This window comes from Stenotrophomonas sp. STM01, from assembly GCF_014852135.1.
GTDB classification, from domain to species: domain Bacteria; phylum Pseudomonadota; class Gammaproteobacteria; order Xanthomonadales; family Xanthomonadaceae; genus Stenotrophomonas; species Stenotrophomonas capsici.
Window position 1 is genome coordinate 775,976 of record NZ_JACVBA010000002.1, and the last position, 16,530, is coordinate 792,505.

Here is a 16,530-nt window from a genome sequence, read left to right on the forward strand (position 1 = left end):
CGGCAAGCGAACACCATTGACCGGCGGTCCCCTCGCAGCTGTTGTCTCCCCAGACACGGCATGCATCAAACGCACGACAGCATGCAGCACAACCACGGCGGCGTGAAGACGGGTTCACGATATTAAGCGCGACTTTGATACGGGCGGGTGATGCCAAGGGCCAGAATGGGCACTCCCGGTCACACTCCGCCCGCTCTAGACTTGGCGGTTTCACCGACACGGAATCTGCCATGGTCCTGCAACGTTCCCTCCTGATGCTTGCCATCGGCGCTGCGCTCACGCTCAGCGGCTGCAACAAGGATGCCCCCCAGCCCGCGGCCGAAGGCCAGGCACCGTCCGCGTCGGATGCGACGGCGGCGGCCAAGCCGCAGCTGGGCAGCTTCGGCTTCGATGCCGCCGGCATGGACCGTGCTGTCGCCGCCGGCGACAACTTCTTCGACTTCGCCAACGGCGAATGGGTCAAGCGCACCGAGATCCCGGCCGACCGCTCCAACTACGGCAGCTTCAACGTGATCGCCGAGAAGACCCTGGCCGACACCCGCGCGATCATGGAGGAAGCCGGCAAGGCCAGCGACGGCGAAGCCCGCAAGATCGGCGACTACTACGCCGCCTACATGGACGAGGCCGGCATCGAGGCGCGCGGCGCCGCACCGGTGCAGCCGCAGCTGCAGGCCATTGCCGGCATCGCCGACAAGCAGGCCCTGGCCAAGGCCCTGGGCGGCACCCTGCGCGCCGACGTGGACCTGCTCAACGCCACCAACTTCTATACGCCGCACCTGTTTGGCGTATGGGTTTCGGTGGACCTGATGCAACCGGACCGCAACGCGCCGTACCTGGTGCAGGGCGGCCTGGGCATGCCCGACCGCGACTTCTACCTGCAGGACGGCCGCATGGCCGAGCTGCGCAAGGCCTATGAAGGCTACGTGGCCCAGCTGCTGACGCTGTCCGGCGACACCGATGCCGCCGCCAAGGCCGCGCGCATCGTCGCCCTGGAAACCCGGATCGCCCGCGCCCACGCCACCCAGGAGGAAACCAACGACGTGCAGAAGGGCGCCAACGCCTGGAAGCAGGCCGACCTGGCCGCCAAGGCACCGGGCATGGACTGGGCGGCGTTCCTCGACGCGGCCGGCCTGTCGGCGCAGCAGGACTTCATCGTGTGGCAGCCCAAGGCCGTGGCCGGTCTGTCCCAGCTGGTGGCCAGCGAGCCGCTGGACACCTGGAAGGACTACCTGGCCTTCCACGCGCTGGACGAAGCCGCACCGTACCTGCCCAAGGCCTTCGCCGACGCCCACTTCGCCTTCCACGGCACCGCCATGAGCGGCACGCCGCAGCAGAGCGAGCGCTGGAAGCGCGCCGTGGGCCAGACCAACGATGCCATCGGCGAAGCGGTCGGCAAGATCTACGTCGAGCGCCACTTCGACCCGGCCACCAAGGCCCGTGCCGACGAGATGGCCAGGAACATCATCGCCGCCTTCGCCAAGCGCATCGATGCGCTGGAATGGATGTCGCCGGAAACCAAGGCCCACGCCAAGGCCAAGGTCGCCGGGCTGAAGGTGGACATGGGCTACCCGAGCAAGTGGCGCGACTACAGCGCGCTGGACGTCAAGCGCGATGACGCGCTGGGCAACGCGCAGCGCGCCTCGCTGTTCGAGTACCGGCGCAACCTCGCCAAGCTCGGCCAGCCGGTGGACCACAGCGAATGGGCGATGCTGCCGCAGACCATCAACGCGATGAACGTGCCGCTGGAAAACCGCCTGGTGTTCCCGGCGGCGATCCTGCAGGCGCCGTTCTTCGACGGTGCGGCCGATGACGCGATCAACTACGGCGCGATCGGCGCGGTGATCGGCCATGAGATCAGCCACGGCTTCGACAACGCCGGCGCCCTGTTCGACGAGACCGGCAAGCTGCACAACTGGTGGACGGCCGAGGACCTGAAGCAGTTCAACGCCGCAGGCGATGCGCTGGCCGCCCAGTTCAACAGCTACGAGCCGTTCCCCGGCGTGCACGTCAACGGCCGCCTGACCCTGGGCGAGAACATCGCCGACGTGGCCGGCCTGGCCACCGCCTACGACGCCTACCGGCTGTCGCTGCAGGGCAAGCAGGAACAGACGCTGGAAGGCTTCACCCCGGACCAGCGCTTCTTCCTGGGCTTTGCCCAGGCCTGGCGCAGCAAGGCCCGCGAGCAGGCACTGCGCAACTCGCTGCTGACCAACGTGCATGCGCCGGGCCAGTTCCGTGCGCTGACCGTGCGCAACCTGGATGCGTGGTACCCGGCGTTCGAGGTGAAGGACGGCCAGAAGCTGTACCTGGCACCGGAGAAGCGGGTGAAGGTCTGGTAACCGCCGGGTTGGAAGCTTGAAAGGAGAACGGGCGCGAAAGCGCCCGTTTTCTTTGTTGCTGCGGTGAGGAGCGGAGCCTTACCCCTCCCCCGCCCTCCCCTGCGCCTTCGGCGCAAGGGAGGGGGTGGTAATGCGTTGCCTGTCCGATTGCAGCGAAAGCGCTCTTGCCCCCTCCCTTGCGCCGAAGGCGCAAGGGAAGGCGGGGGAGGGGTCGCTTCTGCTTCTGCCCCTATGCCGGCCAGCGCATCAGGATCGCCGGGTCCTCCCCCACCCGCCGGCAGGCGCGCGTGGAGATGCCATCATCCAGGGCGATCCGGAACAACGGTGCGACGCTGCGCAGCACGCGTGCGGCCACCACCGACTGCAGCTGCTGGCCGCGGCTGCGGCCCAGCAGGCGCGCCGCCCACTCCGGCAACAGCGCCGCGCCGGCGGCCAGGAACATGTCGCGTGACACCCCCGGCAGCGGCACCGGCAAGCGCACCGCACTGAGTACGTCCAGCACTTCGCGCGAGCGCTCGTCCATCCGCAGCTGCGGTTGCCGCGCTGCGAAGTACGCCTGCACCTGCGCCTCGCTGGCCGGCACATCACGTGCGCCCAGGGCCTCGGCCACGCGCCGGTATTCGTCGTAGTAGCGGTCGGCGATGGCCTGCGGTACGTCACGGCAGTAACGGCGGCAGCCTTCCAGAAAGCCATAGGCCTCGGTCACGTGCACCCAGGTCAGCAGCTCGGGATCCTCGGCGGTATACGCGCTGCCATCGGGCAACGTGCCGACCACCTGGGCGTGGATCTTCCGTACCCGCGCGATGAGCGCGTCCACCTCCGCCGCCGGCGCGTAACTGGTGCCGGCCACGAAACTGGTGGTGCGCCGCAACCGGCCGACCAGGTCCTGGCGGAAGTTGGAGTGGTCATAGACACCGGCCAGCGCACGCGGGTGCAGCAACTGCAGCATCAAGGCGCACAGCCCGCCGGCCAGCATGCCCGGGAACTCGGAATGAATACGCCAGGTGACGCTGCCCGGACCGAACCAGCCCGGGTCACCGGCTGGCACGTCGTAGTCCACGCCGTTCTGGTTGCGGGGGAAGGCATCAAGCACCCAGCGGCGGATCTGGGCGGTGGCAGCGGTGGAGACACGTCGGGACAAGGGCAGCATGGCCGCTATCGTAGCCGGGCAGCCGCGCAACTGGCGTGTCCGGCGCCGGTGACAGCCGCGTGGCAAGGCCCCCTGCCCGCCCGCGGACATGTCATGTGCGGGCGCAGCACGCCGACCGGATTTCAACTTCCGGCACCACTACTTGCATCGTGGTGCGCTGCAAAAATCCGCCCCGCAGGCGGATCACCGCCGGTGGCCGGACGCGGAATCTTCGCGTTTTCCCCATTGCCAAGCGTGGTGAAAGTGCTAGAACTGGCCGTGCCTCACCGTTCCACGCTGCATCCGTCGCTCGTTCCAGATAGTTACTGCAAGGAGCTCACCATGATCGCGTTGTTCAAAGGTTTGGGGTTGTTGCTGCAAGACAACGAGCTGTACAACAGCCCGTTCGAGAAACAGGTTGCACACTGGAAAGGGTTGAGCGACCAGCAGATCCGTGAGGAAGTGTCCTTGCTTGCCAAGGCCAAGTGCCAATGGCTGATGGCCTCGATCGTGATCTGGCAGGCGTCCTCGCTGCTGATCCTTGGGCTGATCACCAACTATCTGTGGCGTGACGATTTCCATATCACCTTCACCCGCATCGTGATCGTGCTGGGTTCGTGGGTGTCGATCCTGTTCGTGATCTGGTTCATGGCCAACATGTTCGACCACACCGCCGGCTTCGAGCGCTGGATGAAGGCCTTCAACAGCCGCGCCCGGATCAGCTCCGACGCCGACAGCGTCGACGACGTGGCCGAGGCACTGGACATGGCCAGGCATTATCCGGAGGTGCTGGACTACAAGCAGGCCGTCACCGCCAGCCGCGAACTGCGCCACGAGGACATCCGCATCATGCGCGAGCTGGGCCGCATGCGGCAGCACTCGCAACTGGTCGGCGAACTCAACCACATCGGCGACGACGGGCTACGCCTGCAACCGGCGTTCTAGCCCGCCCATTCCCGCGTCCTCCCGCCGGGGACGACGCAACCTGCACCCCCATCGCCGCGCCCGTCGCGGCGATGTCACTTGTGGATCGTCACCTGCTGCGCGAAGCCATCCGGCAGCCCGGTCATCTCGCGGGTGTAGCCCACCACCACGGCGAAATCCATCAACGCCTCGCGGTTGCATACCTGGGCGCGTTGCCCGTCGGCGCACTGTTCGCGGTAAAGCTGGTAGAAGCAGCGACCGCTTTCACTCTGCAGGCACTGGAAGCGGGCCACGTCCTGCCGCACCGTGGTGCGGCTGAGCAGACTGTGCTCGCCGCTGATGCGGGTGACCGAGGTCTGCCCCGGCGGCTCGCTGAAACCCAGCATCGACAACAGGCTGCCCAACAGCATGGTCAGGTAATGCATGGCGATTCTCCTGGCAGCGGCGTTACATGCCGCGGAACAGACTCATGAAGGGTTGGCTGACCACCAGCGTCTCGCTGCGGTGCTTCAGGCGCAGCACGCCACGGCCGGTATCCTCGCGGCTCACCGATGCCACCGCCTGCATGTTGACGATGGTGGAGCGATGCACCTGGCGGAAGCGGTTGGGGTCCAGCGCCTCGGCCAGCTCGCGCAGCGAACTGCGCAGCAGCAGTTCCTCATCGGCGGTCACCACCGAGGTGTATTTGCTGTCGGCGCGGAAGTACAGCACGTCCTCCAGCATCACCAGGCGGGTCTCGCGGCCGTTGCTGGCGGTGATCCAGGCCAGCGGCGGCGCCGCCTGTGGCGTACTCGGTTGCTGCGCCAGCTGCCTGAGCAGGCGTTCCAGCAGGGTGGGATCCGGCAGCCCGGCCTGGCGGCGCGCCAGCACGCGCTGGCGGGTGGCCAGCAGGCGCTCGTCGGTGACCGGCTTGAGCAGGTAGTCCACCGCGCCCTGCTCGAACGCGGCGATGGCGTACTGGTCGTAGGCGGTGACGAACACCACCTGGGTCTGCGGGCTCACTGTCTGCAACGCGCGGGCGACATCGATGCCGGTGACGCCGGGCATGCGGATGTCCAGGAAGGCCAGATCCGGTTGCTGGCTCTCCAGCGCTTCCAGGGCAGCCGCGCCGTCCTCGCACTCGGCCACCAGGTTCAACTCCGGCCACAGCCGCTGCAGTTGCCCGACCAGCGCCTGGCGCAGCAGCGGCTCGTCCTCGGCGATCAGGGCATCAAGACGCATGTGGCACCTCCGGCAGCGGCGGCAGTACCGGTGCGCCGGCCGGCGATGCGACGCCGGGCACGATCGACAGGGTGGGCGGCGCCGGGGCTTTGCCCGTGTACGGCAGGCTGATGGTCGCGGCCACGCCGCTGGGGAAGTTGGACACCATCGCCAGCGCAGCCCGCTCGCCGCAGGTCAGGCGCAGCCGCTCGCGCAGGTTCTTCAGCCCGATGCCGGTGCCGGCGGTGTGGGCGCTGATGCCCTGCCCGTCGTCGGCCACGGTGATGGTCAACTGGCCGTCGAGCGCACGCGCCAGGATCCAGACCGTGCCGCCGCCGGGCTTGGGCTCCAAGCCGTGCTTGATCGCGTTCTCGACCAGGGTCTGCAGCGACATCGACGGCAGGCTGACCTCGTGCAGCGCCTCGGGCACGTCGATCTGCAGGGCCAGCCGGGCGCCCATGCGGATGCGCAGGATCTCCAGGTAGGCCTGCACGCGTTCCAGCTCCTGGCCCAGCGTGGACACCGACTGGTCGATGCCCGGCAGCGAGCTGCGCAGGTACTGGATCAGGTGGCCGAGCATCTGCTCGGCACGCTCGGGATCGGCCCGGGTCAGCACCTGTGCGTTGGCCAGCGTGTTGTAGAGGAAGTGCGGCTCGACCTGGGCATGCAGCAGATTGAGGCGGGCGACGGTGAGCTCCTTCTCGGCCTCGGTGCGCGCGGCGTGCTCCCGCTCCTCGCGGCGCAACTCGGCGACCTTGCCACTGAGCGCATGGGTCACGGCATCGGCGTTTTCGTAGTTGCTGCCTTCATCGAGCAGCAGCAGGTCCACCCAGGCCCCGGCATCGGGTTCGAACAGCAGGGTGACGCTGCTGGTGTCCGCGCCAGGGGTGACGCGGGCGGTGATCTGGTTGCGCTTGATCGCCAGCCGCGCCAGCGGGTTCCAGCGCGATGGCGGACGGTCGCCATAGGGGTCGGCGCGGCGCTGGGTGGCGCGCACCTGCAAGGTGCCGACCGAGCGTTCCATGTGCTCGATGCGCGGCATCTGGCCGATCACCTGCTCCAGCAGGGCGAAGGCGGTGGCCGCGTCCATCGGCAGCTCGACCTGGCGGCGGTGGCGGTTGGCCAGGGTCTGCGCGTCCAGGCGGTCGGCGACCAGCGCGACGCGCCGCACATGGCCGACGATCGAGGTCAGCGCGAACACCATCAGCGCCATCGCGGCCAGGCCGAAGATCCAGCCCGGCGCTTCGTCCATCCCGCTGAACAGCCCGCTCCACAGGAAGCCGGCGGCGATGAGCGTCAACGCCCATGCCAACAGGATGCGGAAACCCAGGAAGAGGCTGGCGAACATGGTCGGACCTGATGGCGGGGAACTGGCGTCGAGCATAAGTGCCGCCCGCGCCGGCACAAGGGCCGTGCGACGAAACCCCGGAATCGGCGCCTGAACCCGGCCGACGGCGGAGCGACCCCGTTCAGGCCGCCGGCCGGGCCTTCTCGTAGCGCAGGTCACCGTCGTCCAGCGCGGCCACCACTTTCCAGCCATGGCGGCGGTAGAAGCCATTGGCACGCACGTCCTCGTGCCCGTCGGTGCTCAGCCAGATCCGCGCATGGCGCGCGAACAGCGCCTGTTCGGCCGGCCGCAGCACCGCCGCGCCCAGCCCCTGCCCCTCGAAGCCGGGCTTGACGAACACCGCGAACAGGCAGGCATCGTCCAGGTCGACCATCGAGAACGCCACCGGCTGGCCCTCCACCTCCGCCAGCCACGCGCAGGGCGCGGCCGCGAGCATCGCGGCGAGCACGTCGGCATCGATGCCCAACTGCGCCATCTGCTCGCGCGAGAGATGGTTCTGGGTGACGCTGGTGCGGATGTCGAACAGCGCCTGGACATCAGCAACGGCGGCCGGCCGTACGGTGAATGCCATCGGGTTGCCCTGCCTGTGCGTTGCCTGCTTCACTCGCGCCGCGATTGCCAGTTGGCCGGCAGCTCCCATTGCACCAGCGCATTGACGCAACGCCCCCACAGCCGTTGGCCATCCGGGCTCCACTGCAACTGGTTCAGCTCATCGCAGTGGGCATCGTCCGCACGCAGGCTCAGCGAACGACCACTGTCCAGGTTCCACAGCACCGCAGCCACATCGCCCGCCGCCGTGCCCAGGGCCAGCAGGCGGCCGTCCGGTGAGCCGGCGGCAACCTTGAGCGAGTCCCGCCCCGGCAAGGTCAAGGAGTAGCGCACCTTGCCACTGTCCACGTCGACCACATGCATGCCCGGGTTTCGGCGCTCTCCGTCCATCAACACGAAGCCAACCGCGACCCAGCGCCCCTTGACCGAGCCGAACGGCTCGGGTGTCCATTGCGCCATGCCGATGTCATCGAACGGGTCCGCCGAACCGAAGCGCCGTGGCAGTGGCAGCACGCGCAGCACGCGGCCGGTGCCGCCATCAAGCTCGGTGAGGCCAAACACATCCTCGACCCAGGGATTGGCCATCGGGCCATCCCATTGCACGGGCTTAGACTGCGCGTTGCCGGGGAAGTCGCCGCGCATCACGTGCTGGCGGGGCGCGGCGAACTGCTGCGCGTAATCCCAGCGGGCACCATCGGTGCTCGCGGCCTGCACCGGCGCCCACAACTTGAATGTGTCGCGCTTGTCCACGTAGTCACGCAGGTACGCCAGCGGCACGCCGTTACCGTCATGGAAGTAGCGCACGTAGCTGTCGCCGAGCACGCCTTTCTGGTCGAACGCCAGCGGATGCGTGCTCAGTGACCGGGCCACCGTGTCGTAGCGCATCACCTGCCCATCCACCAACAGATGGGCGACCTGGCCACGCGCGTCGGCGGCAAGCAGCCAACGGTTGGCGTGCGGTTGCGGTGACGTCCACAGCGTGCGCGGCGTGGCACCGTCGTCGGGCCGCCAATGCATCAGGGTGAACGGATATCGTTGGATCAGCAGCACGCTGCCATCGGCCAGCACCTGCATGCCATCGGCATCATAGGTCTTGAGCGAGGCCACCCGCTCGATGCGCAGCACGGCCTTGGCATCGAGCGTTGCCGCATCGGCGTCGGGCAGCTTGCGCTGTGGCTCGGCGATCGTGACCTGCGGCTGCGCCGCCGCGATCCACTCCGAGGCACCGGTACCGATGCGCATGCGTGCCCCGGGCAGCACGCTCAATGCCTCGTATATCGGGTTGAACGCCTGCTCCGGCACGCTGCTGCGCTGCAGCCGCGCCTGCGGCCCGGTACTGAAGATGTTGGCGTCAGCCAGCGCGCGCAGCTGCCCGACGACGCCACCGCCGGGATTGGGCCAGTCATCGCTGCGCCACACGGTCACCGCCGTGGCCGGTTGCCCCATCACCGCATCAAGCTGGGTCACGCGCACGTTGAGCGTGCTGGTGCTGCGCCCCATCGCCCCGTGCCGTTGGGTGATGCGGCCATCCCAGTAGCTGAAGGGCTGCTGCAGGTCCGGCATGCGTTCACCGTGTCCCTCGAAGCGGAACTGGCGCTCAAGCCGCGCCATGCGCCCGGGGATTTCCGATTCCAGCAGCGCACCATCGCTGACGTACTGCTGCAGCTCGGGCAAGGCGTAGCGGCGCAGGTAGTCGCGCGTGAGTTCGGGGCGCCGCGCCAGCAGGACATCGCCCCAGCCCTGGCCAATGCGTGCCACCAGGTTGTGGTTGTCTTCCCCGGCCACGGTTCCCAGCGGTCTGAGCGTGGCCTGCACCACCGGCAACACCTGCGCGTAGGGCAGGTCCACGACCATCTGCACCTGCGCCAGGCGCTTGCCTTCGCGGGCCAGCTGCGGGGAACGCAGCACGGAGGGAAGTCCGTTCTCGACGGCACCGGGGTCGGTGGGAACCACCTGCCAGTTCGGCGGCAAGGCCGCGGCGTTCGCCCATCCTGCGCTGCCAATGGCAAGCAGCCACAACACGCGTTTCCATCTGCCAGCATCCGCCATCCGTGTTCCCTTGTCGCGATAAGACCTGACCTTAAGGGTTGGGGTGGTGACGGGGGAATCAATGGCCGTGACTGGAGTGCCCTTGGGTGCCCAAAGCCCAATCCCTCCCCCGTTTCCGGGAGAGGGGCTCAGGGCGTGCGTTACCTGCGCTCGGCCGCGCTGGCATCGCGCGTGGCGCGGAATGCCTCTTCCGGGCTCCAGTTCGGCCAGTCACGCGAATTGGCCAGCTTCTCGCCCAAGGTGTAGACCACTTCCAGGTCACGCACCGCGCCGGCGAAGGTCCAGTCGGCCTGCCATTCGTCGCCCTGCTGGTGGTAGCGCTTGGCGGTGTAGTCGTCGGAGGCCTTCTTGCCGGCTTCCACGCCACCGTCGATCCAGTCCTGGCCGGCCGAATACGACAACGCCGGCACGCCACGCTTGGCGAATGGGAAGTGGTCGGAGCGGAAGAACAGGCCCGCCTCCGGCTTCGGGTCCGGCGTGTAGTGCAGGTCCCATCCCTTGGCCACGTCCTTGAGCTGGTCCAGCAGTTCCATCTTCGCCGAACCGTAGATGCCGAAGTCACGCGACGGGCTGTACGGCGCCATGCCGTCCATGTTGATCACCGCCACCGTTTTGAACAACGGGTACAGCGGGTTGCTGGCGTAGTACTCCGAGCCCAGCAGGCCCTTTTCCTCGGCCGTCACCGCCAGGAACACCACCGAGCGCTGCGGCTTGGGCTGCGTGGCGAAGCCGCGGGCCAGCTCGACCAGCGCGGCGGTGCCGCTGGCGTTGTCCATGGCACCGTTGAAGATGCGGTCACCGCGTGCATCCGGCTCGCCCACGCCGATGTGGTCCCAGTGCGCGCTGTAGATCACCGTCTCGTCCGGCTGGGTGCTGCCTTCCAGCCGCGCCACCACGTTGTGCGAGGTAATCACCTCGTTGTGGACCTGGTAGTTGGCCGAGAAGGTCTCGCCCTTGATCTCCACCGGCTGGAAGTCGCGCGACTGCGCCTGCTTCTTCAGCGTTTCGAAATCCAGGCCGGCGCGCTTGAACATCGCCACCGCCAGGTCACGCTGGATCCAGCCCTCCAGCGCCGGATGCGCCTCGGCGGGCTTGTCGCGCACCACGTCGAACATGGTGTTGGTGTTGGAACCGGCCACCGTCGCCCAACCGTAGGACGCCGGTGCGGTTTCGTGGACGATCAGCACGCCGGCCGCGCCCTGGCGCGCGCCTTCCTCGTACTTGTAGGTCCAGCGGCCGTAGTAGGTCATGCCTTTGCCGTCGAAGTCACCCACGCCGGTCTCGAAGTCCGGGTCGTTGATCAGCACCACGGCGATCTTGCCCTTCAGGTCCACGCCCTTGAAGTCGTCCCAGTTGCGCTCCGGTGCCTTGACGCCGTAGCCCAGGAACACCAGCGGCGCGTCGGTGATGGCCACCTGGCTGTCGCCATTCATCGCGGCGCGCACGGCGATCTCCTGGCCCTGGGTCAGCACCTGCGGCGTGCCCTGGCCGGTCAGCGTGAGCTGCGGCTTGCCGACGATGTCGCCCTTGAGCAGGGGCACGGCCTGGGTCCACAGGCGCTTGCCGTCCTTCAGGTCGCCGCCCGGCTGCAGGCCCGCGTCGGCGAATTGCCGGCTCAGGTAGGCGATGGTCTTTTCCTCGCCCGCCGAGGCCGGCGAACGGCCTTCGTAGGCGTCGGAGGAAAGCTCCTTCACGTCGGCCGAAATGCGGGCACCGTCGAACTTCGGCGGGGCGGCCATCAGGGCCGTGGATACCGACATCGCCAACAGGCTGATTACTACACGCTTCACGCTGCACCTCCAGTGGTCAGACAACCCCCGGAGTGTAGCCAGCTTGGCGCCCTTGCGGGCAGTGCCAGCGTGCACGTGACGGACAGAAAGAACCGGCCTTCTCGCGAAGGCCGGTTCAAATGGAGCAATGGCAGAGAGTTTCTGCTTACCAGTCGTAGGACACGTTCATCATGACGTAGCGCGGAGTAGCGAAACGCAGCGGCATGTTGTAGGTGTTGCTGACCGTCGCAACGGCCGTCTCGGTCTCACCATCGATCGCGGTCGGCTTGCGCTCGTTGAAGACGTTCATCACGTTCAACGAAACGGCCAGCTTCTCTTCCGCGAAGGACGGACGATAGGTGACGCCCAGGTCGAAGCGCTTGGTCCACGGTGCGAACTTCTTGCCCGGGGGCGACGCCTTGCCGAAGCAGGTGTGGTAGTACGAGCCGTCGTAGCCCACCGGATCGGTCTCGTTCTGCGCCGGATCGCCACCCTGCTCGTTGTAGTAGCCCCAGCAGGTGATCGGCATGCCGGACTGGACGCGGAGGCTGCCGCTGATCAGCCATTCCGACGTCAGCGCGTAGCTGCCACGCACCTTGATCTGGTGGCGCCGGTCGTTGGGCAGGTAGCCCATCGAGTGGAACATGAAGGCCGGGCCGTCCCAGTTGACGCTGGTGGAGACGCCGTTGTCATGCGAGGCCGAACCCTGACCGGAGTCGGAGTTGGCCGGGCCTTCCATGTTGCCCTCGCTCTTGCTGTAGGTGTAATCGACACGGGCTTCCCACTTGCCATCGAACGGATGCTCGATGAACAGGTCCACCGCCTTGTAGGTGCGCTTCATCGGCACCGTCCAGCCCCAATCGTCCGGCGTCATCTGGAACTGGGTGTAGCCCTTGCCGTCCTTGTTGGCGAACTTGAAGGTGTTGCTGTCGCCGACATTGACGATGAAGCAGCCGCCGTCGATGCCGGTCGAACCCGGGATGGCAACCGTGGACGGGTCGATCCCCATCTTCTCGAGCTTGGCCTCCATCGCTGCGGCGTCGCAGGTGTCGTCCATCGCGGCCTTCAGGTCGCGGTAGGTCAACTTGGCGCCGTAGTTCCAGTTCTCGTTCAACTGGGCCTGGAAGCCGAGGATGAACTCATCCTGGTAGGACGACTTCAGGTCGGTCGGCGCGAAGCTGCCGGCGTCCTTGGGCTGTCCGGTTTCGTGGTTGGACGACACCGGGCCGGCCGGCGCGGTACCCGCCACGTTCAGGATCGGCGTCAGGCCCGTCGGCACGCCGTTGGCATCGATGCCGGTGTAGGTGAAGTACTCGCTGGTGAAGATCGACGAGGACGCACCGCGCACGGCGACCGCCTGCGGCAGGGCCAGGTAGTAGCGACCGGCATTACCGAAGATCTTCAGCGAGGAATCACCCCGCACGTCCCAGCTGAAGCCAAGGCGCGGGGCCCACTGGTCACCGGTATCGACGTACGCCGCGCCGGTGTTGTTCTTGTTGGTGAACTGGTCGTTGCGGATACCCAGCGACAGCAACAGGTTGTCGGTCACCTGCCACTTGTCCTCCAGGTACCAGCCCTTCTGCTCCAGCGACATGCTGGTGGAGTTGCTGTAGATGTACTTGCGGACGTAGTACTGGGAGCCCGGCGCACCGACGTCAAGCGTCTTGTTGATCGGATTGTTCGGCGCGTTGGTGCTGTGGTAGATCCAGCGGTCCACCAGCTGGTCGACGCCTTCGTTCTTAGCCTCGAACTTCTGGTTGTCGATACCGGCGGTCAGCGTGTGCTGGCCCAGCACGTACTCCAGCTCCAGGCGCAGGCCATCGCCATAGTCACTCGCACCCGGCGTACCGTTGCTGGCGACCTGCGAATTGGTGATGCCGCTGTTCGGCGTACCGGCCGGCCAGTAGGCCTTGTTCTGCAGGTTCGCGCTGGACACGCGCGAGAAGCCGGTCAGCGTCGGGATGCTGCTGTAGCGAAGGCGCGAGTGACCGTACATCGCGTTCACCGTCAGGTTGTCGGTGAGGTAGCCGGTGTACTTGAGGATCGAGAACTCGTCGTTCTCGCTGACCTCGTTCGGCACGGCGCCGTTGCGGTCACCGATGGTGTCCTGCTCGAAGTCATAGTCGGAGTAGCTGCCGCTGTAGCGGTAGCGCTGCGCCATGTACGTCATCTCCAACAGGTGGTTGTCGGTGATGTTCCAGTTCAACTTGGCGTACAGCTTCGGGTTCTTGGTGGTGTCGTTCAGGACCTGCGGGGTACCCACCGCGGTCGGGAACGTATCGGCCTCGGTCTTCTCCTGCTCCAACGAGACGAAACCGAACAGGCGGTCCCTGATCAGCGGGCCGCTCACGTATGCGCTGTAGGTCTGGCTCCAGCTCTTGTTGCGGTCACCACGGCTGTAGAGATCGCCCAGGATCGTGTCGTCCTCGTAGGCGTAGCCCGGCGGCAGGCTGGTGCTGGGGTAGTAACGGTTCGGGTTGCCTTCACGCAGTCCCTTCGGGGTCCAGGTGACCTGGGCGCCGAAATGGAACTCGTTGCTGCCGCTCTTGCCGATCTGGTTGATCACGCCGCCATCGGAACGACCGTACCTGGCGCTATAGCCGCCGGTGTAGGTTTCCTGCTGCTCGATCGAGCCGTAAGGCAGCGTGTAACCACCCACGTTCGTCATCGGATTGCCGGTGAAGAAGCCGTTGATGTAGTAGGCGTTCTCGGCCACGCTGGCGCCGCCAAGCGATACCGCGCTGCCAAACCACACGCTGTTGCCCGCCACCGCGCCCGGTGCCAGCATGGCAATCGCCTCGGCGGAACGGGTCAGCGGCAGGCGCTGCAGTTCCTGCGCGGTGATCACGGTGCTCGTGGACACGGTGCGCACGTCGATGGTGTTGGCCGCGGTGGCGGTGACGTTCACGGTGCTCAGCGTCGATGCGTCCGCGCCGCCGAAGGACACCGTGACGGTGTTGCCCACGGTCACCACGACGTCACGCTTGTTGCCGCCCGCGGTCACGGTGTAGTTGCCCACCGGCAGGTTGCTGGCGTTGTAGCGCCCGTTCGCGTCCGCGGTGATCGTGCGGGTAAGGCCGCTGTTGTTGACGATGGTCACGCTGGAACCTGCCGGCACCGTGCCGGCGATGTTGCCCGTCGTGTTCTGCGCATGAACGCCGCCGGCGAAGCACAACCCCAGGGCGACCGTCAGTGCACTGCGTTTGAATCCCTTTGAAACGTAATGTGAAGCCATTTGTTACTCCTCTCTCCGAGACAAAATGACTAAAGCAATTGAAGTGATTTCAAGGATTTCATCCGACCTGAATGGACGGACCGGCGGACTATAGAGCCCTGAATGATTCGTTAACAATAGGTTTAACGGAAATTCATCAAATTAAATTTCCGTTCATGTGTTTGACTGATAACTGAATGGAATCAAGTGTGAGCCAGCTGCCGACCGACCGCCCATGAAATCAATCAATTACGGGTGAAAGCAGCGCTCACCGCCGCGTGGGCATGGCAAACGGCCGGGCAGGCGTCGCGCCAGCCCGACGCCCCTTTCCGGCGACCCTTTCCAGCTACAGGGAGGCTGCGCGCGCGCGCAGCACGGCGCTTTCCCGCGCGTTGCCGCTCAATTCGGCGGCCAGTTCGAACGCGACACGCGCCTCCGCGGCGCGGCCCAGCTTGTCCAGCAAGTCCCCGCGCACGGCCGCCAACGGGGCATAGCCCTTCAGCCGGGCATCGCCGGACAGGGCTTCCACCAGCGGCCAGGCGGCCTCGGCACCGCGTGCCTGCGCAATGGCGACGGCGCGGTTGAGTTCGATCACCGGCGATGGCGTCACCTGGCCAAGCCGCGTGTACAGCTCGGCAATGCGCTGCCAGTCGGTCTGTTCGGCGCGCCGCGCGCGGGCGTGGCAGGCGGCGATGCCAGCCTGCAACACGTAGGCATCCTCGGCGCCGCCCAGCGCCTCGGCCGCGTCCAGCGCCTGCAGGCCGCGCGCGATCTGCAGCCAATCCCAGCGGCTGCGGTCCTGCGCCGGCAACAGCACCGGTGCGCCGTCGGCGCCGGTGCGGGCACGCAGGCGCGAGGCCTGCAGCTCCATCAATGCGAGCAAGCCCAGCACCGCCACCGTGGATGGCAGCAGGCCGTTGAGTATGCGGACAAGCCGCAAGGCCTCCTCGCACAGCGCCGGGCGCATCCAGTCCTCGCCGCTGCTGGCGGCATAGCCCTCGTTGAAGACCAGGTAGACCACCTCCAGCACCGACTGCAGGCGGGGCTGCAGGTCCTGGCGACGCGGCACCTCGAACGGCACCTGGCGCTCGGCCAGCAGGCGCTTGGCGCGCACGATGCGCTGGGCGATGGTGGCCTCCGGCTGCAGGTAGGCGCGCGCGATCTCGGCCGTGCTCAACCCGCACAGCAGGCGCAGGGTCAGCGCGACCCGGGCCTCGGCCGGCAGTACCGGGTGGCAGGCCACGAACACCAGCCGCAGCAGGTCGTCACCGAAATCATCCAGGTACTCCCGCGCATCCGCCCCCATGGTCGGCTCCTGCAACTCGTCCGTCAGTTCGGCCTGCACGTGCAGGCGCCGTTGTCGCAGGCGGTCGATGGCGCGGCGCTGGGCGGTGGTCATCAACCACGCGGCGGGATTGTCGGGCATGCCGTGCCGGGGCCAGTGCTCGAGCGCGGCCACCAGCGCGTCCTGGGCCAGCTCCTCGGCGCTGTCCAGGTCGCCCAGCATCCGGGCAAGGCGCGCGACCAGGCGTGGCGATTCCATCCGCCACACCGTGTCGAGCCTGCGCTGGAGTTCGGCGTGTTCCATCAGGCCGCGATCAAAGCACCCGCCGCCGCGGCCGGCAAGCGCCGGGCCTCACACATTCACGAACGGCTTGAAGCCACCCCAGAACATGCGCTTGCCATCGAACGGCACGTTCTGCGCGTTCATGCCGGCCAGGCGCGGATCGGCCATGGCCTTGGCATTGACGCGGTCACGGTGCGCGCGCGAGCGGAACAGCACGTAGGCGAACACCACCACCTCGCCGGGCTTGAGCTTGACCGCCTGCGGGAACGAGGTGTGCTTGCCCGGCTTGACGTCATCGGCCACCGCTTCGAGGTAGCCCAGCGCGCCGTGCTCCTTCCATACCTTGGCCGCCTTGCGGGCGATGCGCTGGTACTCGCCCAGCTTGTCCTGCGGCACCGGCAGTACATAACCATCGACATAACTCATCGCGAATCCTCCACTG

At 67.0% G+C, this 16,530-nt stretch carries 12 protein-coding genes; 2 read left to right on the forward strand and 10 right to left on the reverse strand.

What is annotated here, in order from left to right:
• Positions 1-230 precede the first annotated feature (230 nt).
• Positions 231-2,339 (forward strand): M13 family metallopeptidase, encoded by a 2,109-nt coding sequence (locus tag IB227_RS13405; RefSeq protein ID WP_192287786.1) that lies wholly within the window; start codon positions 231-233, stop codon positions 2,337-2,339.
• A 229-nt stretch (positions 2,340-2,568) separates the two neighbouring features.
• Here IB227_RS13405 and IB227_RS13410 read toward each other — a convergent pair whose 3' ends face one another.
• Complete coding sequence (locus tag IB227_RS13410; protein WP_132865815.1) at positions 2,569-3,489, reverse strand: oxygenase MpaB family protein; 921 nt, start codon at positions 3,487-3,489, stop codon at positions 2,569-2,571.
• A gap of 321 nt (positions 3,490-3,810) precedes the next feature.
• Here IB227_RS13410 and IB227_RS13415 point away from each other — a divergent pair, with 321 nt between their 5' ends.
• A complete protein-coding gene (locus IB227_RS13415; protein ID WP_132865816.1) occupies positions 3,811-4,413 on the forward strand; it encodes a hypothetical protein in 603 nt (200 codons plus the stop codon).
• A 74-nt stretch (positions 4,414-4,487) separates the two neighbouring features.
• Here IB227_RS13415 and IB227_RS13420 read toward each other — a convergent pair whose 3' ends face one another.
• The 9 genes from IB227_RS13420 to IB227_RS13460 form a co-directional block, all read right to left on the reverse strand.
• Positions 4,488-4,817, reverse strand: coding sequence for a hypothetical protein (locus IB227_RS13420; protein ID WP_225591819.1), 330 nt, complete (start codon positions 4,815-4,817; stop codon positions 4,488-4,490).
• Positions 4,818-4,839: 22 nt separating this feature from the next.
• Positions 4,840-5,613 carry a LytTR family DNA-binding domain-containing protein gene (locus tag IB227_RS13425; RefSeq protein WP_132865817.1) on the reverse strand — a complete coding sequence of 258 codons (774 nt, stop codon included), beginning with the start codon at positions 5,611-5,613 and terminating at the stop codon, positions 4,840-4,842.
• The gene (locus IB227_RS13430; protein WP_192287787.1) at positions 5,603-6,940 is read right to left on the reverse strand and encodes a histidine kinase; all 1,338 of its coding nucleotides are present in this window, start codon (positions 6,938-6,940) and stop codon (positions 5,603-5,605) included. The genes IB227_RS13425 and IB227_RS13430 overlap by 11 nt, the downstream gene beginning before the upstream one ends.
• Before the next feature lie 121 nt (positions 6,941-7,061).
• On the reverse strand, positions 7,062-7,511 hold the full coding sequence (locus IB227_RS13435; RefSeq protein ID WP_192287788.1) for a GNAT family N-acetyltransferase: 450 nt from the start codon (positions 7,509-7,511) through the stop codon (positions 7,062-7,064).
• A gap of 29 nt (positions 7,512-7,540) precedes the next feature.
• Complete coding sequence (locus tag IB227_RS13440; protein ID WP_192287789.1) at positions 7,541-9,511, reverse strand: WD40 repeat domain-containing protein; 1,971 nt, start codon at positions 9,509-9,511, stop codon at positions 7,541-7,543.
• A 167-nt stretch (positions 9,512-9,678) separates the two neighbouring features.
• The gene (locus tag IB227_RS13445; protein ID WP_192287790.1) at positions 9,679-11,328 is read right to left on the reverse strand and encodes a M28 family metallopeptidase; all 1,650 of its coding nucleotides are present in this window, start codon (positions 11,326-11,328) and stop codon (positions 9,679-9,681) included.
• Between the two features lie 145 nt (positions 11,329-11,473).
• Complete coding sequence (locus IB227_RS13450) at positions 11,474-14,542, reverse strand: TonB-dependent receptor (protein ID WP_192287791.1); 3,069 nt, start codon at positions 14,540-14,542, stop codon at positions 11,474-11,476.
• Between the two features lie 325 nt (positions 14,543-14,867).
• The gene (locus tag IB227_RS13455; protein ID WP_225591820.1) at positions 14,868-16,109 is read right to left on the reverse strand and encodes a sigma-70 family RNA polymerase sigma factor; all 1,242 of its coding nucleotides are present in this window, start codon (positions 16,107-16,109) and stop codon (positions 14,868-14,870) included.
• A gap of 48 nt (positions 16,110-16,157) precedes the next feature.
• The gene (locus IB227_RS13460) at positions 16,158-16,514 is read right to left on the reverse strand and encodes a DUF1428 domain-containing protein (RefSeq protein WP_192287792.1); all 357 of its coding nucleotides are present in this window, start codon (positions 16,512-16,514) and stop codon (positions 16,158-16,160) included.
• Positions 16,515-16,530 lie beyond the last annotated feature (16 nt).